This window comes from Leucobacter komagatae, from assembly GCF_000834055.1.
In the GTDB taxonomy this organism is placed as follows: Bacteria; Actinomycetota; Actinomycetes; order Actinomycetales; family Microbacteriaceae; genus Leucobacter; species Leucobacter komagatae_A.
Genome location: NZ_JXSQ01000002.1, coordinates 26900 through 51893, shown reverse-complemented (window position 1 = coordinate 51893; position 24994 = coordinate 26900). Strand labels below are relative to the sequence as shown.

The 24994-nt window shown below is 65.7% G+C and carries 17 protein-coding genes and 1 pseudogene; 4 read left to right on the top strand and 14 right to left on the bottom strand.

Annotated features, from left to right (window positions below; genetic code table 11):
* Nucleotides 1-19: 19 nt before the first annotated feature.
* From SD72_RS01905 to uvrA, 5 genes are all read right to left on the bottom strand, one after another.
* Nucleotides 20-637 carry a superoxide dismutase gene (locus SD72_RS01905; protein WP_042542754.1) on the bottom strand — a complete coding sequence of 206 codons (618 nt, stop codon included), beginning with the start codon at nucleotides 635-637 and terminating at the stop codon, nucleotides 20-22.
* Between the two features lie 155 nt (nucleotides 638-792).
* Nucleotides 793-1767, bottom strand: a complete 975-nt coding sequence (whiA, locus tag SD72_RS01900; RefSeq protein ID WP_157000410.1) for a DNA-binding protein WhiA — start codon at nucleotides 1765-1767, stop codon at nucleotides 793-795.
* Between the two features lie 115 nt (nucleotides 1768-1882).
* The gene (gene rapZ / locus SD72_RS01895; RefSeq protein WP_042542752.1) at nucleotides 1883-2761 is read right to left on the bottom strand and encodes an RNase adapter RapZ; all 879 of its coding nucleotides are present in this window, start codon (nucleotides 2759-2761) and stop codon (nucleotides 1883-1885) included.
* Nucleotides 2754-4757 carry an excinuclease ABC subunit UvrC gene (uvrC, locus tag SD72_RS01890; RefSeq protein WP_269745555.1) on the bottom strand — a complete coding sequence of 668 codons (2004 nt, stop codon included), beginning with the start codon at nucleotides 4755-4757 and terminating at the stop codon, nucleotides 2754-2756. Before uvrC ends, rapZ begins: the two co-directional genes overlap by 8 nt.
* A 28-nt stretch (nucleotides 4758-4785) precedes the next feature.
* Nucleotides 4786-7878: an excinuclease ABC subunit UvrA gene (uvrA, locus tag SD72_RS01885; protein WP_084766682.1), complete on the bottom strand. Its 3093-nt coding sequence runs from the start codon at nucleotides 7876-7878 to the stop codon at nucleotides 4786-4788.
* 145 nt (nucleotides 7879-8023) lie between these two features.
* On the opposite strand from uvrA, the gene SD72_RS01880 reads away from it, so the two are divergent.
* Nucleotides 8024-8860: a siderophore-interacting protein gene (locus SD72_RS01880; protein WP_042542751.1), complete on the top strand. Its 837-nt coding sequence runs from the start codon at nucleotides 8024-8026 to the stop codon at nucleotides 8858-8860.
* A gap of 106 nt (nucleotides 8861-8966) precedes the next feature.
* Entirely contained in the window at nucleotides 8967-9365 is a 399-nt protein-coding gene (locus SD72_RS01875) for a VOC family protein (protein WP_042542750.1), read from the top strand.
* A gap of 241 nt (nucleotides 9366-9606) precedes the next feature.
* On the opposite strand, the pseudogene uvrB reads toward SD72_RS01875, so the two are convergent.
* Nucleotides 9607-11693, bottom strand: a pseudogene (uvrB, locus tag SD72_RS01870) (excinuclease ABC subunit UvrB).
* A gap of 323 nt (nucleotides 11694-12016) precedes the next feature.
* Nucleotides 12017-13057: an NAD(P)-dependent alcohol dehydrogenase gene (locus SD72_RS01865; RefSeq protein WP_042542749.1), complete on the bottom strand. Its 1041-nt coding sequence runs from the start codon at nucleotides 13055-13057 to the stop codon at nucleotides 12017-12019.
* A 240-nt stretch (nucleotides 13058-13297) separates the two neighbouring features.
* On the opposite strand from SD72_RS01865, the gene SD72_RS01860 reads away from it, so the two are divergent.
* Complete coding sequence (locus SD72_RS01860; RefSeq protein WP_042542910.1) at nucleotides 13298-13825, top strand: DIP1984 family protein; 528 nt, start codon at nucleotides 13298-13300, stop codon at nucleotides 13823-13825.
* Between the two features lie 268 nt (nucleotides 13826-14093).
* Here the strand turns inward: SD72_RS01860 and SD72_RS01855 are convergent, their stop codons facing one another.
* Together SD72_RS01855 and SD72_RS01850 are read right to left on the bottom strand one after the other, a co-directional pair.
* On the bottom strand, nucleotides 14094-15296 hold the full coding sequence (locus tag SD72_RS01855) for a winged helix-turn-helix domain-containing protein (protein WP_042542748.1): 1203 nt from the start codon (nucleotides 15294-15296) through the stop codon (nucleotides 14094-14096).
* A gap of 69 nt (nucleotides 15297-15365) precedes the next feature.
* Entirely contained in the window at nucleotides 15366-16163 is a 798-nt protein-coding gene (locus tag SD72_RS01850) for a helix-turn-helix transcriptional regulator (RefSeq protein ID WP_232299609.1), read from the bottom strand.
* A gap of 74 nt (nucleotides 16164-16237) precedes the next feature.
* Between SD72_RS01850 and ilvD the strand changes: the two genes are divergently transcribed.
* Nucleotides 16238-18097, top strand: coding sequence for a dihydroxy-acid dehydratase (ilvD, locus tag SD72_RS01845; protein ID WP_042542747.1), 1860 nt, complete (start codon nucleotides 16238-16240; stop codon nucleotides 18095-18097).
* Nucleotides 18098-18159: 62 nt separating this feature from the next.
* Here ilvD and SD72_RS01840 read toward each other — a convergent pair whose 3' ends face one another.
* The 5 genes from SD72_RS01840 to ileS all read right to left on the bottom strand — a co-directional run bounded on the left by SD72_RS01840 (nucleotide 18160) and on the right by ileS (nucleotide 24682).
* Nucleotides 18160-18789: an endonuclease III domain-containing protein gene (locus SD72_RS01840; RefSeq protein ID WP_042542746.1), complete on the bottom strand. Its 630-nt coding sequence runs from the start codon at nucleotides 18787-18789 to the stop codon at nucleotides 18160-18162.
* 159 nt (nucleotides 18790-18948) lie between these two features.
* Nucleotides 18949-19365, bottom strand: coding sequence for a nucleoside-diphosphate kinase (gene ndk / locus SD72_RS01835; protein ID WP_042542745.1), 417 nt, complete (start codon nucleotides 19363-19365; stop codon nucleotides 18949-18951).
* Nucleotides 19366-19434: 69 nt separating this feature from the next.
* Complete coding sequence (locus SD72_RS01830) at nucleotides 19435-19914, bottom strand: DUF4233 domain-containing protein (protein ID WP_052492385.1); 480 nt, start codon at nucleotides 19912-19914, stop codon at nucleotides 19435-19437.
* Nucleotides 19915-19928: 14 nt separating this feature from the next.
* Entirely contained in the window at nucleotides 19929-21299 is a 1371-nt protein-coding gene (locus tag SD72_RS01825; RefSeq protein ID WP_232299608.1) for a bifunctional folylpolyglutamate synthase/dihydrofolate synthase, read from the bottom strand.
* A complete protein-coding gene (ileS, locus tag SD72_RS01820; RefSeq protein WP_042542744.1) occupies nucleotides 21296-24682 on the bottom strand; it encodes an isoleucine--tRNA ligase in 3387 nt (1128 codons plus the stop codon). The genes SD72_RS01825 and ileS overlap by 4 nt, the downstream gene beginning before the upstream one ends.
* Nucleotides 24683-24994: the final 312 nt, after the last annotated feature.

The following is a 24994-nucleotide window of genomic DNA, read 5'->3' as shown; positions in this document are numbered from 1 at the left end:
GGTGAGTACGGGCTGAGGACTAGATCAAGCCAGTGCTCTGGCCGCGCGCAACCTCGAGGCGCTTCGCGACATCCTGCCAGTTCGCGATGTTCCAGAACGCCTTCACGTAGTCAGCGCGAACGTTGAGGTAATCGAGGTAGTAGGCGTGCTCCCAGCAATCGAGCATGAGCAGCGGAACGGTGCCTGCCGGCAGGTTGCCCTGCTGGTCGAACATCTGCACGATGTTCGCGCGCTGGCCGAGGGTATCCCAGGCGAGTACAGCCCAGCCCGAGCCCTGCACGCCGAGCGCTGTCGCCGTGAAGTGCGCCTGGAACTTCTCGAAATCGCCGAAGAACTCGTCGATCGCAGACGCGAGCTCACCCTCGGGCTTGCCGCCGCCCTCAGGCGACATGTTGTTCCAGAAGATGGTGTGGTTGATGTGCCCGCCGAGGTTGAAGGCGAGATCCTTCTCGAGCTTGTTTACCGGGCCGAGATTGCCCGAATCGCGTGCCTCTGCGAGCTGCTCAAGCGCCGTGTTCGCGCCCGTGACGTAGGCCTGGTGGTGCTTGTCGTGATGCAACTGCATGATCTTGCCGCTGATGTGCGGCTCGAGGGCAGCGTAGTCGTACGGCAGTTCGGGGAGTGAGTATGCGGTCATTGCAGCTCCATTTCTCTTCAGTGTTGCTCTGCGCCACGTAGCGGACCGAACGCGGTCTGCTATGCAACACAGAGTTTCTTTGACTCAGTCTATTGCGGGAACCCCCGCTGAGCCGAGTGTTCGCTCTTGGCTCAGCGAGGGTTTCACAGGTGAGGTCACACGAGTTCTTCAGGAACGCTCGCCTCGGTGCCGGGAATCCCGCGATCCTCGGCGGATTTGTCCGCCATCGCAAGCAAGCGGCGGATCCGCCCGGCGATCGCGTCCTTCGTGAGCGGCGGGTCCGCGCGCGCACCCAACTCATCGAGGCTCGCCTCGCGGTGCGAAAGACGCAGCTGGCCGGCGTAGTTCAGGTGATCCGGGACCTCGTCGCCGAGAATCTCGAGCGCACGCTCTACGCGCGCACACGCAGCAACCGATGCTTCCGCTGAGCGGCGCAGGTTCGCGTCATCAAAGTTCACGAGCCGGTTCGCGGTGGCGCGCGTCTCGCGCGCCTTGCGCAGGTTGTCCCAGGCCGAACGAGATTCGTCAGCGCCCATGAGCCCGAGCAGCGTGCCGATGGCCTCGCCGTCGCGCACAAGCAACTTCGAGACGCCACGGATATCGCGACTCTTGGCGTCGACGCCGATCCGGCTGGCCGCTCCCACGAGCGCCATCGACGTCTCGCTGCTCGGGCACACGACCTCAAGGCTGACGGTACGGCCGGGAGGCGTGATCTTGCCCCGGGCGAGGAACGCGCCCCGCAGTGCGGCCGCGAGCTCCTTGGCGTCTCCGGTCGTGACGCGGTTCGGGAGGCCCCGAATCGGACGCCTGCGGTGATCAAGGAGACCCAGCTGACGCGCAAGCGTCTCGCCGTCGATCACCCTGACGAGGAACTGCGGTGCGCCTGGGCGCACGCTGGTTGGTGGCAACTGGCGGGCTTCGGCGCGTACGCCGTACAGCTCCGCGAGGTCTTTACGCACACGCTGCACTGTCTGCGGGGTATGCAGCTCAGCTTCAAGGGCGATCCGCCCATTGATCGTGTGAAGGCCGCCAGACAAGCGCAGGATCGTGGCGAGTTCCGCCATTCGCTCCCCGGTCCGTTGCACGGGGAGCTTCACCAGCTCGCTCATGACATCGGCGGTACTCGGCACAGATATTCCTTTCGAAACAGGTGAATAGCAAATATGTCGGGGTGACAATCACCCGTGGTGTTGAAAGGGGGCGAACGTCACCCCCAGTGATGGAAGGGTGAGAATCACCCCGTGTTTACTCGCGACCGAGGTCGCGATGGCGGAGCTGAACGCTCACGCCTGGCAGGCTGGCAAGCCGGTCTGCGAGCTCGCGGGCAACAGCCACTGAGCGGTGCTTTCCGCCGGTACATCCGACGGCGAGCGATGCGTGCCGCTTATTCTCACGCTGGAATCCGGCAAACACCGGGGCGAGTGCGGCGACGTAGGCGTCGATGAACTCTGTGGCTCCCTCGCGGCTGAGGACGTAGTCCTTCACCGCCGGGTCGACGCCTGTGAGCGGACGAAGCTCTGGTTCCCAAAACGGATTCGGGATGAATCGCATGTCTGCCATGAGATCCACGTCGGTCGGGGCACCGTACTTAAAGCCGAAGCTCATCACGGTGAGCTGGAGGCCTGCGACGTCATCCGAGGAGAACATCTCTCGGGTGGCCGTCGTGAGCTGATGGACGTTGTAGTTCGATGTGTCGACTACGACGTCACTCGTCGCGCGGAGCTCCTGCGAGCGCTCGCGCTCCAGCCTGATCCCCTCAAGCAGCCCACCGGCCTCAACCTGCAAGGGGTGCGGCCTGCGGACGCTCTCGTAGCGGCGCACGAGAATATCGTCCGCCGCATCAAGAAACACGACACGAACGGTTGCGGTGAGCCTGAGCTCCTTCACCGTTTCCTGAATGTCAGCGAACAGATCACGGCCACGGACATCGACAACAGCCGCAATCCGCGGCAGCGCGCCGCCGGACTTGTCAGCCATATCGGCGAGGGTTTTCACCATCGACAGTGGCAGGTTGTCAACCACGTACCAGCCGAGATCCTCGAGGGTGTTCGCGACGGTGCTGCGGCCTGCTCCGGACATACCGGTAACGATCAGAATCTCCTGATCGTTTACGACCTCATTCATCGTCTGCTCCCTCTGGTTCCGTGTCTGTCTGCGCATCGACAATCTTAGCGTCAGGCGAGCTCTTTCGGAGTCGGGTAAGGTGGCCGAGAATCTGTTCTGCCGTTCGCTCACCGATCCCGGGCACCGCAGCGAGTTCCGCGACCGAAGCCGCTCTCAGCCTCGCCGCCGAACCAAAATGTCTCAGCATCTGCTGCACGCGCTTGGGGCCAAGGCCTGGCACGTCAGCGAGCTGTGAGGCGATCGCTTCGCTCCTGCGCTTACGCTGGAAGGTGATTGCGAACCGGTGTGCCTCATCGCGTGCACGCTGCACGAGGAACAGCGCCTCGCTCGTGCGTGGCAACACAACGGGGAACGGGTCCTCAGGCAGCCACAGCTCCTCGAGCCGCTTGGCGATACCGCACAGCGCGATATCGGTGATGCCCGCCTCGCGTAGGGCGCGGTTTGCGGCCTTGACCTGCGGCTCACCACCGTCGACGATGATGAGCTGCGGGCGCGCACGGTAGGCGCCGGTTGGGCGCTCCCCCGCTGCCCGCGCCGCATTCAACTGTGCTGCTCTGCGCGACACAATCTGATAAATCGAGTCCGTGTCGTCCGTGGTTTCTTCGATCCGATATTTCCGGTACTCGCTCTTCGCAGGCAGGCCGTCTTCGAATACGACGAGCGAGGCGACAACGCCCGTGCCCTGCAGGTGCGAAACGTCGATGCACTCGATCCGCAGCGGCGCCTCCGACATCCCGAGCGCGTGCTGCAATTCCGCGAGCGCATCGGTGCGAGACGTGATGTCCGCTGCGCGCTTGAGCTTGTATCGCATGAGATTCTCGCCAGCGTTGAGCTTCGCCCGGTCCATGAGCTGGGCCTTGTCGCCGCGCTCGGGCGTGCGAATGCGCACCTTTCCCTTGCGGGGGCGCAGCTTTGACAGGGTCTCCTCGAGCGCTGCCAGCCCGTCCGGCAACTCTGGAACGAGCACCTCAGGGGGCGGCTCGTGACCGCCCTCGTATGCAGTTTGCAAGACCTGCTCGAGTAGCCTGCCGGGCGAGTCGTCGAGCTCAACATCGACGATCCAACTCCGCTCGCCGCGCACGCGGCCGCCGCGGATGATGAACTGGTGCAGTGCGGCGGAGAGCTCGTCCGTGCGCAGCCCGAACGCGTCAACATCAACCTCGTGACCGAGCACGATCGCGTTCTTCTCCATCACGTGCTCCACCGCTGCGACCTGGTCGCGGAGCCTGGCCGCGTCCTCGTAACGCTGCTCGCTCGCGGCATCCTTCATCTCGCGTTGCAGTCGCCTGAACTGCGCCTGGTAGTTACCGGCGAGAAAGGCGACGAGCTCCGTCACGCGCTCCCGATGCTCCTCCAGCGTCACCGTGAACGAGCACGGCCCAGCGCAGCGTCCGATCTGGCCGGCAAGACACGGCTTGCCGCTCGACATTGCGCGCTTGTAGTCCGCGTCATTGCACGTGCGAATCGGGAAGGCCTGCTGCAGCAGCGACGCCGTCTCGCGTATCGCCCATACCTTCGGGTACGGGCCGAAGTACTTTGCGCCCTTGATGCGTTCGTTGCGGGTGATGATGAGGCGCGGTGCGTCCTCGGCGAGGGTCACAGCGAGGTACGGGTACGTCTTGTCGTCCCTGAACTGCACGTTGAACGGCGGCTTGTACTCCGTGATCCACGTGTGTTCCAACACGAGCGACTCGGTATCGCTCGCAACGACGGTCCAGTCGACGTTCGCGGCGAGCGAGAGCATGCGGCGCGTGCGCGGCATGAGCGAGTGCATCGGTTGGAAGTAGTTCGACAGGCGCGCCCGCAGATTCTTCGCCTTGCCAATGTAAAGCACCCTGCCGTGCCTGTCCGAGAACCGGTACACGCCAGGGCTCGTCGGGATCTCCCCCTGCGCCGGCTTAAACGCGTCACGCGGGTCCTCAGGTACACCGGAGACGCCTGAGGCGCCGGGGTCGTCCCCGGCGCCTAGGCTACTTCGCAGTGGATCCTCGGTCACGTGGCCATCCTCGCAGCAGTTCTGGTGCTCATGCTGAGGCCTGCTCGGGGGCCTTAACCCGCGACTTCGTCTGCTTCGTCTCAGCCGGACTCTTCGCCGCGGCCTGCTTTGCCGCTGGCTTCTTCACCGCTGTCTTCTTGGTTGCTGCTTTCTTGCCTGCAGGCTTCTTCGCAGCGGGGGCAGTGGGGGCGGCAACGGTCGCCGTGATCCTCGTCGCCGTCTTCGCGACCGGTGCCTTCGCGAGCGCCTCCGCGAGGAACTGCCCCGTGTGGCTGCCCTCGTGCTTCGCAACCTGCTCGGGGGTTCCGACGGTGAGGATGGTGCCACCGCCCGATCCGCCCTCCGGCCCAAGGTCGATGACCCAGTCCGCGCTGCGGATCACGTCGAGGTTGTGCTCGATCGTAATGACCGTGTTGCCCTTGTCCACGAGGCCGTTGAGCACGAGCAAGAGCTTCCGCACGTCCTCGAAGTGCAGGCCGGTCGTCGGCTCGTCGAGCACGTAGATGCTGCGGCCATTCGAGCGCTTCTGCAGCTCGGTCGCGAGCTTCACGCGCTGCGCCTCGCCACCCGAGAGCGTCGTCGCGCTCTGCCCGAGGCGCACGTAGCCGAGGCCGACGTCGACGAGCGTCTTCATGAAGCGGTGGATCGACGAGATCGGCTCGAAGAACTTCTCGGCCTCTGCGATGGGCATCTGCAGCACCTCGGCGATGTTCTTACCCTTGTACTGCACCTGCAGCGTCTCACGGTTGTACCGGCTGCCGCCGCACACCTCGCAGGCGACGTACACGTCTGGCAGGAAGTTCATCTCGATTTTCAGCGTGCCATCGCCCGAGCACGCCTCGCAGCGCCCGCCCTTGACGTTGAAGCTGAAGCGACCGGCAAGGTAGCCGCGCGTCTTCGACTCCTGCGTCTCGGCGAACAGGTTACGGATCTTGTCGAACACGCCGGTGTATGTCGCAGGGTTCGAGCGCGGCGTACGGCCGATCGGCGCCTGGTCGACGTGCACAACCTTGTCGAGGTGCTCGAGGCCGGTGACGCGAGTGTGCTTGCCAGGCACCATGCGGGCGCCGTTGAGCTGGTTCGCGAGCACCCGGTAGAGCACGTCGTTCACGAGCGTGGACTTGCCCGAACCCGAGACGCCGGTGACCGCGGTCATCACGCCGAGCGGGAACGTCGCGTCGACGTTCTGCAGGTTGTTTGAGCGCGCACCGACGACCTTGAGCTCGCGGCCCTTGTCGAGCTTCCTGCGCGCCTTCGGCGTCTCGATCGCCCGGCGACCGGCGAGGTAGTCGCCCGTCACGGAGTTCGTGTTTGCGCGCAGCTCGGGCAACAGCCCGGAGTGCACGACTGTGCCGCCCTCAACGCCCGCGCCAGGCCCGATGTCGACGAGCCAGTCGGCGGCCTCGATCGTCTCTTCGTCGTGCTCGACGACGATGAGCGTGTTGCCGAGGTCGCGGAGCTTCACGAGGGTCTCGATGAGGCGGCGGTTGTCGCGCTGGTGGAGGCCGATCGACGGCTCGTCGAGCACGTACAGCACCCCGGTGAGCCCGGAGCCGATCTGCGTTGCGAGCCGGATGCGCTGCGCCTCGCCGCCGGAGAGCGTTCCCGCGGCGCGCGCGAGCGTGAGGTAGCCGAGCCCGACCTCGATGAGGAAGTCAAAGCGGAGGCGGATCTCGCGGAGCACCTGCGCGGCGATCTTCGCGTCGCGCTCGCTGAGCTCTACGCCGTCGAAGAAGTTCTTCGCGTCGAGCAGGCTGAACTCGCCGACGCTCGCGATCGACTCGTCGTCAACGGTCACCGCGAGCACTTCTGGCTTCAGGCGCTGGCCCTGGCAGACGTGGCAGGGAACCTCGCGCAGGAACTCGCTCCAGCGCTCTCGCCGGTTGTCGCTCTCCGCTTCCTCGTACTGTCGCTCGATGAACGGGATGACACCCTCGAAGCCGCTCGTGTACTTGACCTCACGGCCGAAGCGGTTCTTCCAGCGCACGTTGACCTTGAAGTCGTTGCCGCGGAGCACGGCCTCTTTAACCTCGTCGTCGAGCTCACCCCAAGGAGTCTTTAGTGAGAACTCCAGGTCTTTCGACAGTCCGACGAGGAGCTTCTCGTAGTACTGGTAGAGGCTCTTGCCCTGGCTCGTCCAGGGGATAATGACGCCCTCGCTGATCGAGAGCTCGGGGTCACCGAGCACGAGATCCTCATCGACCGACATGCTCGTTCCGAGACCAGAACAGGTAGGGCACGCACCGAATGGCGCGTTGAACGAGAACGTGCGCGGCTCGATTTCCGTGAGCTGCACAGGGTGCTGGTTCGGGCACGAGAGGTGCTCGGAGAACAGCTGGACCCGGTCGCTTGCCTTCTGGTCGCGATCAACAAAGTCGATCTCGACCGTGCCGTCGGCAAGACGCAGCGCGGTCTCGAGCGAATCGGTGAGGCGGCCGAGGCCCTCAGCCGACGCGACGAGGCGGTCGATCACGACGGAAATGTCGTGCTTGACCTGCTTCTTGAGCTTCGGCGGGTCACTGAGCTGGATCAGCTCACCGTCAACGATCGCGCGCGAGTAACCGCTCGCAGCGAGCTCCTGGAAGAGGTCGACGAACTCGCCCTTCTTCTTGCTCACGACCGGGGCGAGTACCTGGAACCGGGTGCGCTCCTCGAGCTGCATGAGCCGATCCGCGATCTGCTGCACGGTCTGCGACTCGATCCGCTCACCGCACACCGCGCAGTGCGGGATGCCGATGCGGGCCCACAGCAGGCGCATGTAGTCGTAGATCTCGGTGATCGTGCCGACCGTCGAGCGGGGGTTGCGGTTCGTCGACTTCTGGTCGATCGACACCGCAGGGCTCAAACCCTCGATGAAGTCGACGTCTGGGCGATCCACCTGGCCGAGGAACTGCCGCGCGTAGGCACTCAGCGACTCGACGTAGCGGCGCTGCCCCTCGGCGAAAATGGTGTCGAACGCAAGGCTCGACTTGCCGCTGCCGGAGAGCCCGGTGAATACGACAAGCGAGTCACGCGGAATCGAGAGGTCGACATTCTTGAGGTTGTGCACCCTGGCGCCTTGCACACTAATGTGGGCGTGCGCAGCAGAGGAGCGGATCGGTGTTTTGCTCTGTGAAGTCACTCCCCCAGCTTAGCGTCTCCCGCAGCAGAATTCGAACGTGTGTTCTAAAAAGGCTGGAGCGGCTACCGGCTTGCCGGTGGCGCTCGCGCTGGCCGTATGCCAGGCTTGAGGTTGGCCCGGAATCATCTGATGAATGAGGTATGAAATGTCTGCACCAGCCCCCACCGCCCCGAGTCGACCTGCGCGACCGCAGATTCTGCTCACGGTGAAGGAGCGTGTGCAACTCACACCCCACCTCGTGCGCATCGTCGCCGGCGGCGAGGGAATGGCACTCATCGAAGCTCGCGAACACACCGATGCGTACAGCAAGATGCTCTTCCAGCAGCCAGGAACCAACCTCACGCCACCCTACGACCTCGACGCGCTCAGGGCTGAGCTTCCGGCCGAACAACTCCCAACGACCCGGACGTACACGATCCGCCGCATCGACCTCGACGCCGGCGAAGTGTGGATTGAGTTCGTTGTCCACGGCGATGAGGGACTCGCTGGGCCGTGGGCGGACACCGCGAAGCCGGGCGACCCCGTCGTGCTTCGGGGCATCGGTGGCGGCTATTCACCCAACCCTGATGCGGACTGGCACCTGCTCGGCGGTGACGAGTCGGCGATCCCCGCTATCGCCTCCGCCCTCGAGGCGATGCCCGCAGGTGCTCGCGGCAGGGCCTTCATCGAGGTCTCAGGGCACGCCGACGTGCTCGACCTCGTCGCGCCTGCGGGCGTGGAGATCACCTGGCTGTTCCGGGGCGAAGCCGCAGCCGGCACCTCAACCGTGCTTGTGGACGCGGTGCGCGCAGCCGAGTGGCTGCCCGGCCAAGTGCAGGTATTCGTGCACGGTGAGCGCAGCGCGATGAAGGCGCTGCGGCCATACTTCACCGACGAGCGTGGAGTCGATCGCACACAGCTCTCGCTCTCCCCGTACTGGGCATACGGTCGGCGTGAGGATCGCTTCCAGGCCGAAAAGCGGGAGCCCATCGGTCAGGTCTAACGGACACTGACGGTCCGCCGCGCCGGGCAGCCGTGGCGGCGGGCACACCTCGCGCCGGGCACACCTGGCGCTCCCCCTCTCGCCCACAGCCTCGTATGATTTCCCCATGACCCTCTCACTCGACTTCTTTGGCATCGTCACGAGCGACCTTGCAGCCTCGCTTGCGTTCTACCGCGAGCTCGGACTCGATATCCCCGAAGGCGCCGAGCGAGAGCCACACGTGGAAGTGCTGCTGCCGAGCGGTATCCGCATCGGCTGGGACACGCTGGAAACCATCAAGAGCTTCGACAAGGCATACGTAGAACCGAGCGGAAGCCACCGCGTCGCCTTCGCGTTTCAGGCCGAGTCCCCCGCAGAGGTTGATGCGGTGTTCGCGCGCCTGACGGCCGCAGGCCACCGGGCACGTGTCGAACCCTGGGACGCGTTCTGGGGCCAGCGCTACGCGACCGTCATGGATCCTGACGGAAACGCGATCGACCTCTACGCCGCGCTGCCACAGGACTAGCCCGGCGCGCCGGGGTCGACCTCCCCCACGCTCGGCCGAACCAGCGGGCGCGGCCAGCCAGCGCTGCCGGCGGTCGCGGCCAGCGCGGCGGTCGCGGCCACCCGCCTCGCTCCGCCAACTCCATGTCACTTTGGGCAGCGCAGGGGGCCTATCGCCCCATTTTTCAGCCCAAACTGACACGAACTCTGGGTTTCGACGCCAGGCGAGACCGTCGGGCGCCGGAATCCGCGCCGGACCAGGCCTAGATGTGGCCCGCGGCGTCCATGCTGCGCAGCTCGCGCTTCAGCTCGGACACCTCGTCGCGCAGCCGGGCAGCGAGCTCGAACTTGAGTTCTTCAGCCGCGAGCAGCATCTGCGAGGTGAGATCGCTGATGAGCTCCTCGAGCTTGCCAGCACCCTCGGCACCGATCGCGCCTGCACGCGACGCAGCCTTACCCTTCGCGCGCTGCGGTGAACCCTTTTGGGCGTGCTTTGCGACTCGACTCGCGAGCACGTCCTCGGTATCGGCAGCCTCGCGGTTGAGCATCTCGGTGATGTCGCCGATTTGTTTGCGGAGGGGGGTGGATCGATCCCGTGCTTCGTGTTGTACTCCACCTGGATCTCGCGTCGACGCGTTGTCTCGTCAATCGCGAGCTTCATCGACGGAGTGATCCGGTCGGCGTACATGTGTACCTCGCCCGACACGTTACGCGCGGCGCGGCCGATCGTCTGGATGAGCGACGTGGCGGAGCGCAGGAAGCCCTCCTTGTCGGCGTCGAGGATCGCGACGAGCGAGACCTCAGGGAGGTCGAGCCCCTCACGCAGCAGGTTGATGCCGACCAGAACGTCGTACACACCGGCGCGGAGCTCGGTGAGCAGCTCGACGCGGCGCAGGGTGTCCACGTCGGAGTGGAGATAGCGCACCCTGACGCCTGCCTCCTCCATGAACGTGGTCAGCTGTTCGGCCATCTTCTTGGTGAGCGTCGTGACGAGGACTCGCTCCTCGCGCTCAACGCGGGTGCGCACCTCCTCGAGGAGGTCATCGATCTGCCCCTCGGAGGGCTTCACGACGATCTCGGGATCGATGAGGCCCGTCGGGCGAATGATCTGCTCGACGACACCGTCAGCAATGCCCATTTCGTACTTGCCCGGGGTGGCCGAGAGGTAGACGGTCTGGCCGACCCGCTCCTTGAACTCGCCGAACTTCAGCGGCCGGTTGTCGAGCGCGCTCGGCAGGCGGAAGCCGTGATCCACGAGCGTGCGCTTGCGCGAGGAGTCACCCTCGTACATCGCACCGATCTGCGGAACCGTCACGTGTGACTCATCGATCACCACAAGGAAGTCGTCCGGGAAGTAGTCGAGCAGGCAGTGCGGGGCCTCGCCTGGCTTGCGGCCATCCATGTGCATCGAGTAGTTCTCGATGCCCGAGCAGAAGCCGATCTGCTCCATCATCTCGAGGTCAAAAGTTGTGCGCATGCGCAGCCGCTGCTCCTCAACGAGCTTGTTCTGCTCCTTGAGTTCTCTCGTGCGAACATCGAGCTCGTCGGTGATCTGCCCCATCGCCCGGTTCATCACCTCGCGGCTCGCAACGTAGTGCGAACCGGGGAACACGGACACCGAGTCGACCTGTTTGACGACGTCGCCCGTCACCGGGTGAAGATAGTAGAGCGCCTCGATTTCGTCGCCGAAGAACTCGATGCGGATCGCGAGCTCCTCGTACATCGGGATGATCTCAACCGTGTCGCCGCGCACGCGGAAGTTGCCGCGCACGAACTCGATGTCGTTGCGCTGATACTGCATGTCGACGAAGCGCCTGAGCAGCACGTCGCGGTCGAGCCGGTCACCGACGACGAGTGGCACCATCGCCTCGTAGTACTCCTCGGGCTTGCCGAGGCCGTAGATGCAGGAGACGGTCGACACGACGATCACGTCGCGCCGACTGAGCAGCGAGTTCGTCGTCGAGTGGCGGAGGCGCTCGACCTCCGCGTTCACTGACGAGTCTTTCTCGATGAAGGTGTCGGTCTGCGGCACGTAGGCCTCTGGCTGGTAGTAGTCGTAGTAGGAGACGAAGTACTCGACGGCATTGTTCGGGAAGAGCTGCCTGAACTCGGTCGCGAGCTGCGCCGCGAGCGTCTTGTTGTGTGCGAGCACGAGCGTGGGGCGCTGCACCGCCTCGATGAGCCAGGCCGTTGTCGCGGACTTGCCCGTACCGGTTGCACCAAGCAGCACAACGTCAGTGTCACCAGCGTTGATGCGTCTCGAGAGTTCCTCGATCGCCTGCGGCTGATCGCCACTCGGCTCGTACTCGCTCACAACCTCGAAGGGGCGGACAGTGCGGGTTGTCTCCATGGTTTCTAGGATAAACCTTTCGACGCTGTATTCGAAACTTTGTTCGCCTGCGGCGTGGAGGGTCGCCCCTGCCGTGTGCACCTGCAGTGTGCACCTGCCGTGTGCACCTGCCGCAGCGCTGGGACGATGGCCGGCAGTGTTCCCGCCCCGGCTAGCGTCGCCCGTCCACCAAGTGCTCACCGGAGCGCCGTGGGACGGCGCCGCGTTCCGGGCATGTGAGCCAACTGAGGGCAGCGATCACCACCCGGTGACCACTGCCCTCGTTCCACCTCGGAGACCGTGCGGCATCGCAGCCAGGCCGGTGGCTGCGGTCCGCATGCGGGCTACGGTACGAGCACCGCGCGCCCGGCGATCTTGCCGTTGTGGAGGTCGTCGAATGCCTGGAGCGCATCGTCTAGGTCGTACCGCACGACCTCAACCGCGATCTTCCCCGCCTCGGCGAGCGCGATAACCTCGCGCATGTCGGCGCGAGTCCCGCCGTAGGAGCGCTCGATGTTGACACCCCACGGCAGCCCGTCACCAGCGCCAGCGGTGTACGGGAAGCTGCCGCCACCGAGGCCAACAAAGCGGATCGCGCCGCCGTTGCGCACCACAGCGATCGCGAGGTTCACGGTCGGCTGCACCCCAACAAAGTCGAACACGACGTCCGCGCCACGGCCGCCGGTCTCGGCGAGAATGCGGGCCGCTGCGTCGCCATCGCTCGGGATCGCAAGGTCCGCGCCGTGCGCCTCTGCGAATTTAAGCTTCGCCTGGTCAGTGTCGAGCGCGATGATCCGCGCACCCGTCGTTGCGGCGAGAATCTGCAGGGCCATGTGGCCAAGGCCGCCAAGGCCGATCGTCACGACGGTCGCGTCTCCCGACATGCGGTCGCGGACGGAGTTGATGGCGTGCATCGGGGTGAGCGCAGCATCGGCCAACGGTGCAGCGTGGACCGGGTCGAGGTCGCCGATGGGGTCGAGGTGGCGGGCTTTGACCGCGATGTAGTCAGCCATTCCTCCCGGGCTGCCGATGCCTGGAGAAAGTGGCGCGAGGCCGTCGCGAGGGGCAACGACTTCGCACTGGTTGTCGCGCCCGGCAAGGCACTCCCGGCACTGCCCGCACGCGAGGATCAGCGAAACGATTGCGCGATCTCCGGCGCTCCACCCTGCGACATCAGCACCGATCTTGTCGACCGTGCCTGCGACCTCGTGTCCGAGCGTTCCGCCAATAAGTGGGTTGTCGTCACCCATGCCGATGATCGTAATGTCTGAGTGGCAGAGCCCAGCCCCGCCGACCTTGATGAGCACCTCGTCTGAACCGATCTCCGGCACAGGCTTGTCCCGCAGTTCAACGGTGTTGTTCTTTACGTAGGTCACTGCACGCATTTCACTTCTCCCATTCGGTAGCGGCGCACACCGGTGAGATTCCCGGCAACTGCGTCCACCATCAGGCTACGCCTCGCCACAGAAAATACACTGACTTTTCTTGACCACTCATCGGAATACCCCGCTGTTCCGTGCGGTGCTGCGCGTAGCGAGTGCCCCTGAGCCGCCCTCATTCTCAGTGGCTTCCGCCGTGATAATCTGGCCGTCCTATCCGGGTATGGAATGAGAGTGGGATCACTGGTGAAACTCGCAGAAGCGCTTGCGCTCCGCGGCGATACGCAGAAGCGGATCGCTCAGCTCAGGTCGCGAATCGTCGCGAACGCGCGCTATCAGGAGGGTGACACGCCCGCGGAAGACGCGAGCCAGCTGCTCACCGAAGTCGAGTTGGCAGTGGGCGAACTCGAGGCACTTGTGCGCTCGATCAACGCAACCAACTCTCGGATCGAGCTCGATGTCGCCGCCCCGAAGACAGCTGGCGGCGGACGACGCAGGCAGCAGAACGGCGCCGAGCCAGCAACGACGCTCACGATGACCGATGCGCTTGCTCGCCGCGATAGCCTGCGGCTGCGCCACGCGATCCTCAGCGACGCGGCCGACGCCGCTCAGGATCAGGGAGTGTTTCGCCAGCTGCGCTCAGAGCTGCGCCAGGTCACTGCGCTCCAGGTGCCTGAGCTGCGGGGCAAGGCTGACGACATCGCCCGTGAGCTCCGCGAGCTCGACGCCCACATCCAGCAGGCGAACTGGTCGAACGACCTCGTCGCAAACTAGCCGAGCGGCGACGTCAACGGCGGCATCGGCGGCAACAACAGCAACCTGAGCATTCGAACAACTTCACACAGGCGAGTCGGTACCGACTCAATCAGCGGGCACACCCCGCGCCAGACGGGCAAATCTGGCTCTTGCAGGGTGGCGGGCAACCCACACAGTGACAGTGCAGCCCAGCACTTCGCACATGTGACTGCTCACCGCGCACAGCGCACTACCGCGTGCCGGGATTGAGTCGGGAGGGTGGGTTCGGGGACATTTCGCCTGGTGGTTATGCGTCGAGTGTTGGCGGCAGCGCAAGATTGCCAACGCCGCTGAATGCGATGCTGTTCAGGCCCTGCCACCTCGCAGCCTGCTGCAAGAGGTCAGCGGCAACCTCTGCGGTCTGCGACGGCGCCCCAGGCTCACGCCAAGCGGCCTGTACGAGCAGCGCCTCCCCCGCCCGATCGGCCTTCAGGTCGATGCGACCGGCAAGTTTCCCCCCGACGAGCAACGGCAGGCAGTAGTAGCCAAACTGGCGCTGCTCCTTCGGCGTGTAGATCTCGATTCGGTAGTGGAAATCAAACATGCGCTCGGCGCGCGGGCGGAACCAGACAACGGGGTCGAACGGCGTCAACAGCGCGTTGGGTGCGAGCCTGCCAGGCACGCGCGCGTCTCGGTGCAGCCACGCCCGCTCAGTCTTTCCCGTGCGGGTCTGCCACCCCTCCACCGTCACCGGTAGCAACTCCCCTGATTCCTCGAGCGTCTCGACGGCGACCTGCGCCTCAGTCGCCCGAAGCCTGTGGTAGTCCGCAAGGTCGGCGAGCGTCCCGACGCCAAGGGACCTGGCGGCACGTGCGACGAGCTCGAGCTGCGCCGTCGCGCGATCCACCTCGACGAGGTGCTCGTCGCTGATCACATCCGCGGTGAGGGCGTAGCGGCGCTGGAAGCCCTCGCGGCCGGCGGAGACGACCTCGCCGGTTGCGAAGAGCATCTCGACCGCCCGCTTGGTGTCGCTCCAATCCCACCAGGGCCCGCGCTTTTCCCGCGGCCCTTCCTCGAGCTCCCGCACGAACTGTGGGCCGGCATCAGCGAGCCGTGCCCGCACTGCGTCCATCGCCCCGGCGAACCGTTCGGTTGCGCCCGTTGCGCGCTGCTTGTCGCGCCTGTCGGCCATGCGCCACCCAAACAGCCGCCGATCCGCAACTGGGATGAACGCCGCCTCATGCGCCCAGTACTCCGTGTACTCACCGCTGTTCCAGAGCAACCGGTCGAGCTGCTCCGTGGTGTAACCGCCGTGCCTGGAGAACACCGGCATGTAGTGGCTGCGCGCGAAGACGTTCACCGAATCGATCTGCAGCACGTGCAGCGCGTCGAGCGCGCCATCGAACGGCCTGCGCACTCGAAGCTTCGGAGCGTTTGCGAAGCCCTGCGCGGCGAGGGCGACTCTGCGTGCTTCGGCTGCGGTGAGGTGTGCTGCTGCGCGTGAAGTCATGCGACAACGCTACCGGCACCCACCGACAGCGCCGCCACACGGGGCTGCGCGCTTGGGTGTGTTGCTCGCTCAATCCACCTGGGTGACCGGTGCGTAGATGACGACGTGCAGCTCGGACGCATCGCTTGGGACGAGGCGGTGGTGCTCGAACACCAGCTCACCGGCTACGGGGTGGACGAAGGTTCGCTTCCGCGAGGTGAATCTCCCTACCGCGTGCTCCGCCCACTGCTCGCGAAAGTCGTCGCTCTGCTCGATGAGGGCCCCGACGAGCGCGCTGTGCCGCTCCGAGCTCAGACGAACGCCCGACTCCGCGCGGAACTCGGCAAGGAAATTCCTGCTGTCTCGCTCCCAGTTCGGAAGCAGCGCGCGGATCCTGCCGTCGAGATAGATGAGCCGGAGCAGGTTGCGTTCTTCCGGTGCGGTCGTCGCGATTGGCCCGTAGAGCCACTCGTAGCCGGCATTCCACCCGACGATCGTCCAATCGCTCGCGAGGATGAAGGCGGGAAAGCTCATGGCTCGGATGAGGTTGAGGAGGTGCTCAGGGGGCGTGTCCGGCAACTGCGGGGTGACCTCCCGCCCGGGCCCGGCAAGCGCGAACACGTAGTCAACCTCCGACTCCGTGAGTTTCAGCACCCTCGCGATTGCACCAAGCACCTGCTGCGATGCGTTGATGTCCCGGCCCTGCTCGAGCCAGGTGTACCAGCTCACGCTGATGCCAGCGAGCGTGGCGACTTCTTCTCGGCTTAGCCCGCGCTCGCTCCGCCTGCTTCCTGGTGGCAGACCGAGTTCGGCTCGAAGCTGTGCGCGCCGTCGCGCGGTGAGGAACTCGCCAAGCTGCTCGCCTCTTGCGGTACGGGGTCGGATCACTCGTTCATAGTACCGTGAGTACTAGTACTAACGGTCTCTGTTACGCGCGTGCGCGATGTGGCTGAATGGGTACCATGCCCACCTATCGCTCATTCACGGTCACCCACGGACGCAACATGGCAGGAGCCCGCGCACTGCTGCGGGCCGCCGGCGTCAACGGTGCCGATCTCGGTCGCAAGCCCATCATCGCCGTCGCGAACTCCTTCACCGAGTTCGTGCCTGGCCACACGCACCTCGCGCCTGTCGGGCGGATCGTCTCCGACGCGATCCTCGAGGCTGGCGGGATCCCACGCGAGTTCAACACGATCGCGGTCGACGACGGCATCGCGATGGGCCACGGCGGCATGCTCTACTCGCTGCCCTCGCGCGACCTCATCGCGGACTCGGTCGAGTACATGGTGAACGCTCACTGTGCTGACGCGCTCATCTGCATCTCGAACTGCGACAAGATCACCCCGGGCATGCTGCTCGCGGCGCTCCGACTCAACATCCCGACCGTGTTCGTCTCTGGCGGGCCGATGGAGTCGGGGCGTGCGGTGCTCGCGAACGGCATGGTGCGCACGCTCGACCTCGTCGACGCGATCTCCGACGCCGTCAACGACGAGATTTCAGACGAGGACATGCTCAAGATCGAGGAGTCGGCCTGCCCGACGTGCGGCTCGTGCTCGGGCATGTTCACCGCGAACTCGATGAACTGCCTCACCGAGGCCATGGGGCTCGCGCTGCCGGGCAACGGCTCGACGCTCGCAACACACACCGCACGCAAGGCGCTCTACGAGAACGCGGGCAAGACGATCGTCGACATCACGCGCCGTCACTACGACGACGATGACTACAGCGTCCTCCCCCGCAACATTGCGACGCCGGAGGCGTTCGGCAACGCGATGGCGCTCGACATCGCGATGGGTGGATCGACGAACACGATCCTCCACCTCCTCGCCGCCGCGCACGAGGCGGGCGTGAATTTCGGGCTCGACGAGATCGACGAGGTGTCGCGCCGTGTGCCGTGCCTCGCGAAGGTCGCACCCAACGTTGCGAACGGCAAGACCTACTACATGGAGGACGTGCACCGCGCAGGCGGCATCCCGGCGCTGCTCGGTGAGCTGCGGCGGGGCGGGCTGCTCGACGAGAACGTGCACACGGTGCACTCGCAGACGCTCGGTGAGTGGCTCGACGAGTGGGACGTGCGCGGCGGCAAGGCCTCCGATGAGGCGTTCGAGCTCTGGCACGCGGCCCCTGGCGGTGTGCGCTCGTCGACCGCGTTCTCCCAGTCCGAGCGCTGGCGCGAGCTCGACCTCGATCAGGCGAACGGCTGCATCCACTCGGTCGAGCACGCCTACTCGAAGGACGGCGGCCTCGCGGTGCTTCGCGGGAACATCGCCGTCGACGGCGCGGTCGTGAAGACCGCAGGCGTCGACGAGTCGATCTGGACGTTCTCGGGGCCTGCCGTTGTGTGCGAGTCACAGGACGAGGCCGTCGAGAAGATCCTCAACAAGCAGGTCGCTGCCGGCGACGTCGTCGTGATCCGCTACGAGGGCCCGAAGGGCGGGCCAGGTATGCAGGAAATGCTCTACCCGACATCGTTCCTCAAGGGCCGCGGCCTCGGCAAGCAGTGCGCGCTCATCACCGACGGCCGCTTCTCCGGCGGCACGTCGGGCCTCTCGATCGGGCACGTCTCCCCCGAGGCAGCGAGCGGTGGCGTGATCGCGCTCGTCGAGGACGGCGACATCATCTCGATCGATATCCCAACCCGTGCGCTCACGCTCGAGGTAGGCGAGGAGGAGCTCGCGCGCCGCCGCGCGGCGCTGGAGGCGGGCACCGGTTACCGCCCGAAGAACCGCGAGCGGGTCGTGTCAGACGCGCTCCGGGCCTACGCCGCGTTCGCGCAGTCGGCGGACAAGGGCGCCGTGCGGGTCATCCCGGACACGTTCTAACGCGCGAACGAGTGGGCGGGTCAGGCAGCGAGCCCGGCCCGCCTACTTCAGCCGTAAGCCCCTCAGACGCCAGCGAGTTGCTCCCAGCGGCGCTCGCCGCCGGCGACGAGTTTGCCGTATTCGTCGATGAGGGCGTGGAGCTGCTGCTGCTCGTCAAGGCTGAACGCCGCGGCCGCGACCCGCTCGGCGTGCGCGCGCTCAGCGGCAACATACGTGCGGTTCGGCACGCCCCAGAGCGCTTCGAGCATCCGCCTGGCGTACGCGTCGTAGACGAACACGGGCCTGTCGAAGGCGTACAGCAGGATCGCGTCGGCGGTCTCGTGCCCGACCCCCGGTAGCGTCAGGAGCCGTTCCCGTAGCGCGCCGTCGGACGTTTCGGGGCGCTGCAGCTCAGCCTCGCCCTCTGCGACGTACCAGTCTGCGAGCGCCCGTGTCGAACGCAGCTTCGCGCGGTGGAATCCGCATGGGTGGATCGCCTCCAGCACCGTCGCGTCGCTCGCGTCACGCCAGCGCGCAGCCTCAAGTAGCCCGGCAGCTTCCAGGCGCGGGACTGCGAGGGTGACGTTGTGCCAGCGCGTGTTTTGCACGAGGATTGCGCCGAGCATCATCTCGAACGGGGTATCGGCCGGCCACCACGCCTGCCTGCCTAGATCGGCGGTGAGAGCGTCGTAGACGCCGCGAAGCTGGAGCACGTCTCCACCCTAGCGAACGGGCGCTCTGCTGGCCCGGCACGCACCCGGCCACGCGAGCCCGGCACGCGCCCGGTACACAACGGCGACGGCCCGCACCCCACCGGGGGTACGGGCCGTCGCCGTGCGCAAGCGCCGATGCGCGGAGCGCAGGTCAGCTGGCTAGCTGAACCAGAGGCCAAGCTCGCGCTCGGCTGAAAGCGTTGAGTCCGAGCCATGGACGAGGTTCTGCTGCACGGCGAGACCCCAGTCACGGCCGAGATCGCCACGGATGGTTCCCGGGGCGGCAACGGTCGGGTCGGTCGCGCCCGCGATCGAGCGGAAGCCCTCGATGACGCGCTCGCCCTCAGCGCGCACCGCGACGACCGGCCCCGAGCTCATGAACTCGATGAGCGGCTCGTAGAACGGCTTGCCCTCGTGCTCTTCATAGTGCGCCGCGAGGAGCTCACGCGTTGGTGTGAGCATTCGCAGCCCGGTGACGCGGTAGCCCTTCGCCTCGATGCGGCGGAGGATCTCCCCGCTCAGGCCGCGGGCGACTCCGTCAGGCTTAACAAGGATGAGGGTTTGCTCGGTCGACATGAATGCTCCTGTATGAGATGTGAGTACTGCGGTCACCAGTGTAGTGACACACGGTGAATGGGTTATGGCTTAGGCGCCCTGCGCCCAGAGCGCCGCATTGTCGCGGTCAATCTTCGCGCCGCGCACGATGCAGTAGATCCACAACGCGGTGAAGATTGCGCCAACGAAGAGCGCGGCTGGCAAAATGAACGCGGTCGCGAGCATGAGTACGTGCGTGACCCAGCCCAGCCAGATGCCGACCTCACCGAAGCGGATCGTGCCGAGCGACACGACGCACAACAGTGCGAGCACACCACCGATGACGAGGCCAAGCCAACGTGGATCGGTAATGCCGAGGCCGAAGATCGTGAGCCCAATGAGCACGACGATAATCAGCTCGAAGCCGAGCACGATGGATGCGAGCGCCTTGCGCGTTGATCGCTCACCGCTGCGCGCGCCTGAGATGCGCATCGCCGAGTCGTGCGCTGCGGCCTCCGACGGCGACAGCACAAGCTCTTCGTCGTCGTTGCCGCTCGAAGCACCTGGCCGGTTGGCTGGCTGATTACTCATGCTGTTCCCCTCGCTCAAGCTGTGCCCCAACGTTCGGAGCGTGACTGGGTGATGGCCTCGCCTGCGAGCAGCACTGACCCTACGACGAGCACTGCCCGGTTACCCGCACCGCTCGCCCAGCTCCGCGCGCGCTCGAGCGCAAGCGGGAGTGATGCGAGTTCCTCGATCGGCGTATCGGGGATTGCGGATTCCGCGATCGATGCAAGCTCATCGACCGGGAGCGACCGCGGCGAATCAACGACGGTTACGAATACCTGGTGTGCGATTGGCGCGAGGGTCTGCAGCAACCCGTGCGCGTCTTTGTCTTCGAGCACGCCCGTGACGAGCGCAATCTCGTCGAACGAGAATGACTCGGTGACCGCGCGCACGAGCGCCTCGGCGCCGTGCGGGTTGTGGGCAGCATCAACATAGACGATGGGGTCGGTGCCGATGAGCTGGAGCCGTCCCGGAGAGGTGAGCTGGGCGAGGCCCTCGTCGAGCACTTCCTCGGGGATGGGGCGCTCGCCGCCGAAGAATGCTTCGACCGCGGCGATAGCAAGGGTCGTGTTCTCAGCCTGGTGCTGCCCGTAGAGGGGAACGAACGCTGGATCGTATGCGTTGCCAGTGATGCCAACGACGTCGAGCTGTCGTCCGCCGACTGCGAGCCTGTCTTCCGCAAGGTGAAAATCGCGGCCCTGCACGTAGAGCCGTGCGCCAAACTGGGCAGCGGTATCGGCGATCTCGCCGAGCGCGTCGACATCCTGGTCAGCGCTCACCACGGTGGAACCCTGCTTGATGATGAGCGACTTCGTGTGCGCGATGGTCTGGGTGTCTGGCCCGAGATGCTCGACGTGGTCGAGCCCGATTGGCGTGAACACCGCAACCTGTGCGTTGACAATGTTCGTCGCGTCCCACTCGCCTCCCATCCCAACCTCGATGACTGCGACATCCACGGGGGCATCGGCAAAGGCCGAGAAAGCAAGCACGGCAAGCGCCTCAAAGAACGTGATCTTGCTGTTGCCTGCGGCTTCGAGCTCAGCGTCCACAACTGCGAGTGGGTGCCCAAGCTCTGCCCACGCGTCAGCGAGCGCCGCGGCATCAATGGGTGAACCGTCGAGCTGGAACCGCTCGGTGAAGTCGACGAGGTGCGGGCTCGTGAACAGCCCCGTGCGCAGCCCGTGGGCGCGGAGCAGGGACTCGATCGCACGGCTCGTCGATGTCTTGCCGTTCGTACCGGCCACCTGAATGACCGGGTACGACAGCTGCGGTGATCCGGCGAGTTCCGCGAGACGGCGCACCGGCTCGATCCGCGGGCGAGGGTTCGCCTCACCCACGCGGGCAAGGAGCGCCTCGTAGACGCGCTGGGCAGGGCCTTGGCCCGCGGCGCTCAGCTGGTTGAGGCTCACAGTGAGGCTCCGTTCGAATCGGTGTTGGCTGTTGCGTTGGGGTGCACGACGGTGATGGCGAGGGGTGCCTTCTCGCCGCCCAGGGCTGCGCTCAGCGTGGAGAAGGCGCCTGGTGCCGCCGACGCCGCGTGTGGATCGGCTACTGCCGTCACCTCGAGCGCAGTTGCGAGCGTCTCGCTCTTGATGAGTTCAGCGTGGGTCTCGAGTGCGGAGGCGTGCTCCGGCGCCGCGGTGAGGAGCAGCTCGATGCGGTCGCTGACCTCAAGCTCCGCCTTCTTGCGTGCTTCCTGGATGCCGCGGATCGCGTCGCGGGCGACGCCCTCAGCTTCGAGCTCGGGCGTAGTCGCGGTCTCAAGCAGCGCGAAGCCACCGCCCTGGATGAGGGCGATTGCCGGGCCCGACTCCCCCGCACCGCTTCCGGCCTGCAGTGTGAGCTCGTACTCGTGCGGCTCGAGGGCGATGCCGCCGGCTACGACGACGCCGTTCTCCTCGCTCCAGTCGCCTGCCTTCGCTGCCTTGATCGCGAACTGCACCTGCTTGCCGAGGCGCGGACCAGCTGCCCTGGCGTTCACCGCGAGGGTCTGCACGATACCGTTGTCGGCCGCGCTCGTCTCGGTCTCCTCGACGAGCCGCACATGCTTCACGTTGAGCTCGTCACGCAGGATATCGGCGAACGGCTCAAGCGCTGCGGGGCGCGAGGTCACGACGGTGAGCTCGGCGAGCGGGAGCCGCACGCGCAGCTTGTTCGCCTTTCGCAGCGCGAGCGCCTGCGACGTGATCTGCCGCACCTCATCCATCGCGGCGACAAGCTCGTCGTCCACCGGGAACTCGGAGGCGTCCGGCCAGTCCGCGAGGTGCACGGAGCGACCTCCGGTCAGGCCCCGCCAGATCTCCTCCGTGACGAGCGGTGCCATCGGTGCGGCGACGCGGGTGAGCGTCTCAAGCACAGTGAAGAGCGTGTCGAAGGCCTGCTTGTTGCTCGCCTTGCCGTTTTCGCCAGCCGTGCCCTCCCAGAAGCGGTCCCGCGAGCGGCGCACGTACCAGTTCGTGAGCACCTCAACGAAGCCGCGAAGCTTCTCAGCGGCGGAGGTTGTGTCGAGACCCTCGAGATGGTCGCCGACCTCGCGAACGAGCGTGCCCGTCTTCGCGAGGATGTAGCGGTCGAGCGGGTCGCTGGAGTCGACGCGGCGCTCCGCTTCGATGCCATCGGCGTTCGCGTACAGGCTGAAGAAGTACCAGCTGCTCCAGAGCGGCAGCAGGAACTGGCGCACGCCCTCCCGGATGCCCTCCTCCGTGACGACAAGGTTGCCGCCGCGCACGACTGGCGACGCCATGAGGAACCAGCGCATCGCGTCGGAGCCGTCGCGGTCGAAGACCTCGTTCACGTCTGGATAGTTCTGCAGGCTCTTCGACATCTTGTTGCCGTCGGAGCCGAGCACGATGCCGTGGCTGATGACGCTCTTGAATGCTGGCCGGTCGAACAGCGCGGTCGCGAGGACGTGCTGCACGTAGAACCAGCCGCGGGTCTGCCCGATGTACTCGACGATGAAGTCGGCTGGCTGGCTCTTCTCAAACCACTCGACGTTCTCGAACGGGTAGTGGGCCTGGGCGAACGGCATGGAGCCGGAGTCGAACCAGACGTCGAGCACGTCCTCGATGCGGCGCATCGTCGACTTACCGCTCGGATCGTCTGGGTTCGGGCGCGTGAGCGAGTCGATGTATGGGCGGTGGAGGTCGATCTCGCCGGCCTCGTTACGCGGCAGCTCGCCGAAGTCGGCCTCGAGCTCCGCTACGGAGCCGTAAACGTCCTCGCGCGGGAACTCGGGGTTGTCGCTCTGCCAGACGGGGATCGGGCTGCCCCAGTAGCGGTTACGGCTGATCGACCAGTCGCGCGCGCCCTCGAGCCACTTGCCGAACTGGCCGTGCTTCACATTCGCCGGCACCCAGTCGATCTGCTCGTTGATCTCGAGCATGCGGTCCTTGAATTCCGTAACGCGCACGAACCAGCTCGACACCGCCCGGTAGATGAGCGGGTTGCGGCAGCGCCAGCAGTGCGGGTACGAGTGCAGGTAGCTCTGCTCGCGGAGCAGGCGATCCGATGCCTTGAGCATGCGGATGAGCGGCCGGTTCGCGTCCATCCACAGCTGGCCGGCGACGTCGGTGACGGAAGCGATGAACTTGCCGCCCTCATCGAGGCTGACGATCGTCGGCATGCCGGCTGCCGTCGTGAGCCGGTGGTCGTCCTCACCGTATGCCGGCGACTGGTGGACGATGCCCGTACCATCGGTGGTCGTGACGTAGCCGTCAACGAGCACCTGCCAGTAGTTCTCCGTCCCCCACACCTCGGCGTCGGCGAAGTAATCAAAGAGCGGCGCGTAGCGCACGCCCAGCAGCTCTGCCCCGGCAACGGTCGAGGTGATCGCCTCCCGCAGGGCATCCGCTGACTCGTAGCCGAGATCCGCGGCGTAGTTGCCAGCGAGATCCGCTGCGATGAGGTAGCTCACCTCGCCGGCGGCACCCCCGTCGGAGGCGCCAGCTGGCCCGGCAGGTACTACGGCGTAGGTGATGTCGGGGCCGACCGCGAGTGCGGCATTCGTCGGCAGGGTCCACGGCGTGGTCGTCCACGCCAGGGCGCGGACGCCACCGAGACCGAGCTCCTCCGCGCGCTCCCCGGTGAACGGGAAGGTCACGGTGACCGAGGGATCCTGGCGCTCCTGGTACACGTCGTCGTCCATGCGGAGCTCGTGGTTCGACAGCGGGGTCTCGTCGCGCCAGCAGTAGGGCAGGATCCGCTGACCCTCGTAGGCGAGACCCTTGTCGTACAGCTGCTTGAACGCCCAGATGACGCTCTCCATGTAATCGAGGTTGAGCGTCTTGTAGTCGTTCTCGAAATCGACCCAGCGCGCCTGACGCGTGACGTACTCTTCCCACTCCTCCGTGTACTCGAGCACTGACTCGCGCGCCTTCGCGTTGAAGGCGGCGACGCCCATTTCCTCGATCTCACGCTTCTCGGTGATGCCGAGCTGCTTCATCGCCTCGAGCTCCGCGGGGAGGCCGTGGGTGTCCCAGCCAAAGCGGCGTTCAACTTTCTTACCGCGCATGGTCTGGAACCGCGGGAAGACATCCTTGGCGTAGCCGGTGAGCAGGTGGCCGTAGTGCGGGAGGCCGTTCGCGAACGGGGGGCCGTCGTTGAATACCCATTCCTCGCGACCCTCGCGCTGCGAAATAGAGGTGCGGAACGTGTCGTCCGCGTCCCAGAACGACAGCACGCGCTGTTCGACCTCGGGGAGCCGCGGAGACGGGTTCACACCAAACGCTGCGCCGGGGGCTGCTGCCTCGCCGGTCGAGTGCTGGTTCCCAGTTGACTGCTTCGGATAGCTCATGGGTGTCGGTACCTTCTCATCACGCGAATCTCACGCTGGGGCGAGTGTGTGAATTGATTCACAACCCGCGGTACCACCCGGCTTGCGTTCCCCGAAGGCAACACCACTTCATTCAGCTATAACGGGCCACCCGTCCGGTTCTACTGAGCGCGTTGCGCTGTTCTTCCGAAAACTCCCCGGTGATAGCCGGATCACAGTCAATACCACCAGTGTATCCGAGTTCTTCGCTCGCGTCTCGCCGGAGGCCGAACAGAGGCGAGAAAACATTATGGGCGTGTTTTGCACGCCATTGGGTAACGAATCGGTAACAAC

What these genes read in the sequence shown, in the direction of transcription:
- ilvD (WP_042542747.1), top strand. Translation starts at nt 16,238, where the DNA reads ATGCCCACCTATCGCTCATTCACGGTCACCCACGGACGCAACATGGCA.
- SD72_RS01830 (WP_052492385.1), bottom strand. Translation starts at nt 19,914, where the DNA reads ATGAGTAATCAGCCAGCCAACCGGCCAGGTGCTTCGAGCGGCAACGAC.
- SD72_RS01880 (WP_042542751.1), top strand. Translation starts at nt 8,024, where the DNA reads ATGTCTGCACCAGCCCCCACCGCCCCGAGTCGACCTGCGCGACCGCAG.
- SD72_RS01865 (WP_042542749.1), bottom strand. Translation starts at nt 13,057, where the DNA reads ATGCGTGCAGTGACCTACGTAAAGAACAACACCGTTGAACTGCGGGAC.
- ndk (WP_042542745.1), bottom strand. Translation starts at nt 19,365, where the DNA reads ATGTCGACCGAGCAAACCCTCATCCTTGTTAAGCCTGACGGAGTCGCC.
- SD72_RS01855 (WP_042542748.1), bottom strand. Translation starts at nt 15,296, where the DNA reads ATGACTTCACGCGCAGCAGCACACCTCACCGCAGCCGAAGCACGCAGA.
- SD72_RS01875 (WP_042542750.1), top strand. Translation starts at nt 8,967, where the DNA reads ATGACCCTCTCACTCGACTTCTTTGGCATCGTCACGAGCGACCTTGCA.
- SD72_RS01905 (WP_042542754.1), bottom strand. Translation starts at nt 637, where the DNA reads ATGACCGCATACTCACTCCCCGAACTGCCGTACGACTACGCTGCCCTC.
- rapZ (WP_042542752.1), bottom strand. Translation starts at nt 2,761, where the DNA reads ATGAATGAGGTCGTAAACGATCAGGAGATTCTGATCGTTACCGGTATG.
- ileS (WP_042542744.1), bottom strand. Translation starts at nt 24,682, where the DNA reads ATGAGCTATCCGAAGCAGTCAACTGGGAACCAGCACTCGACCGGCGAG.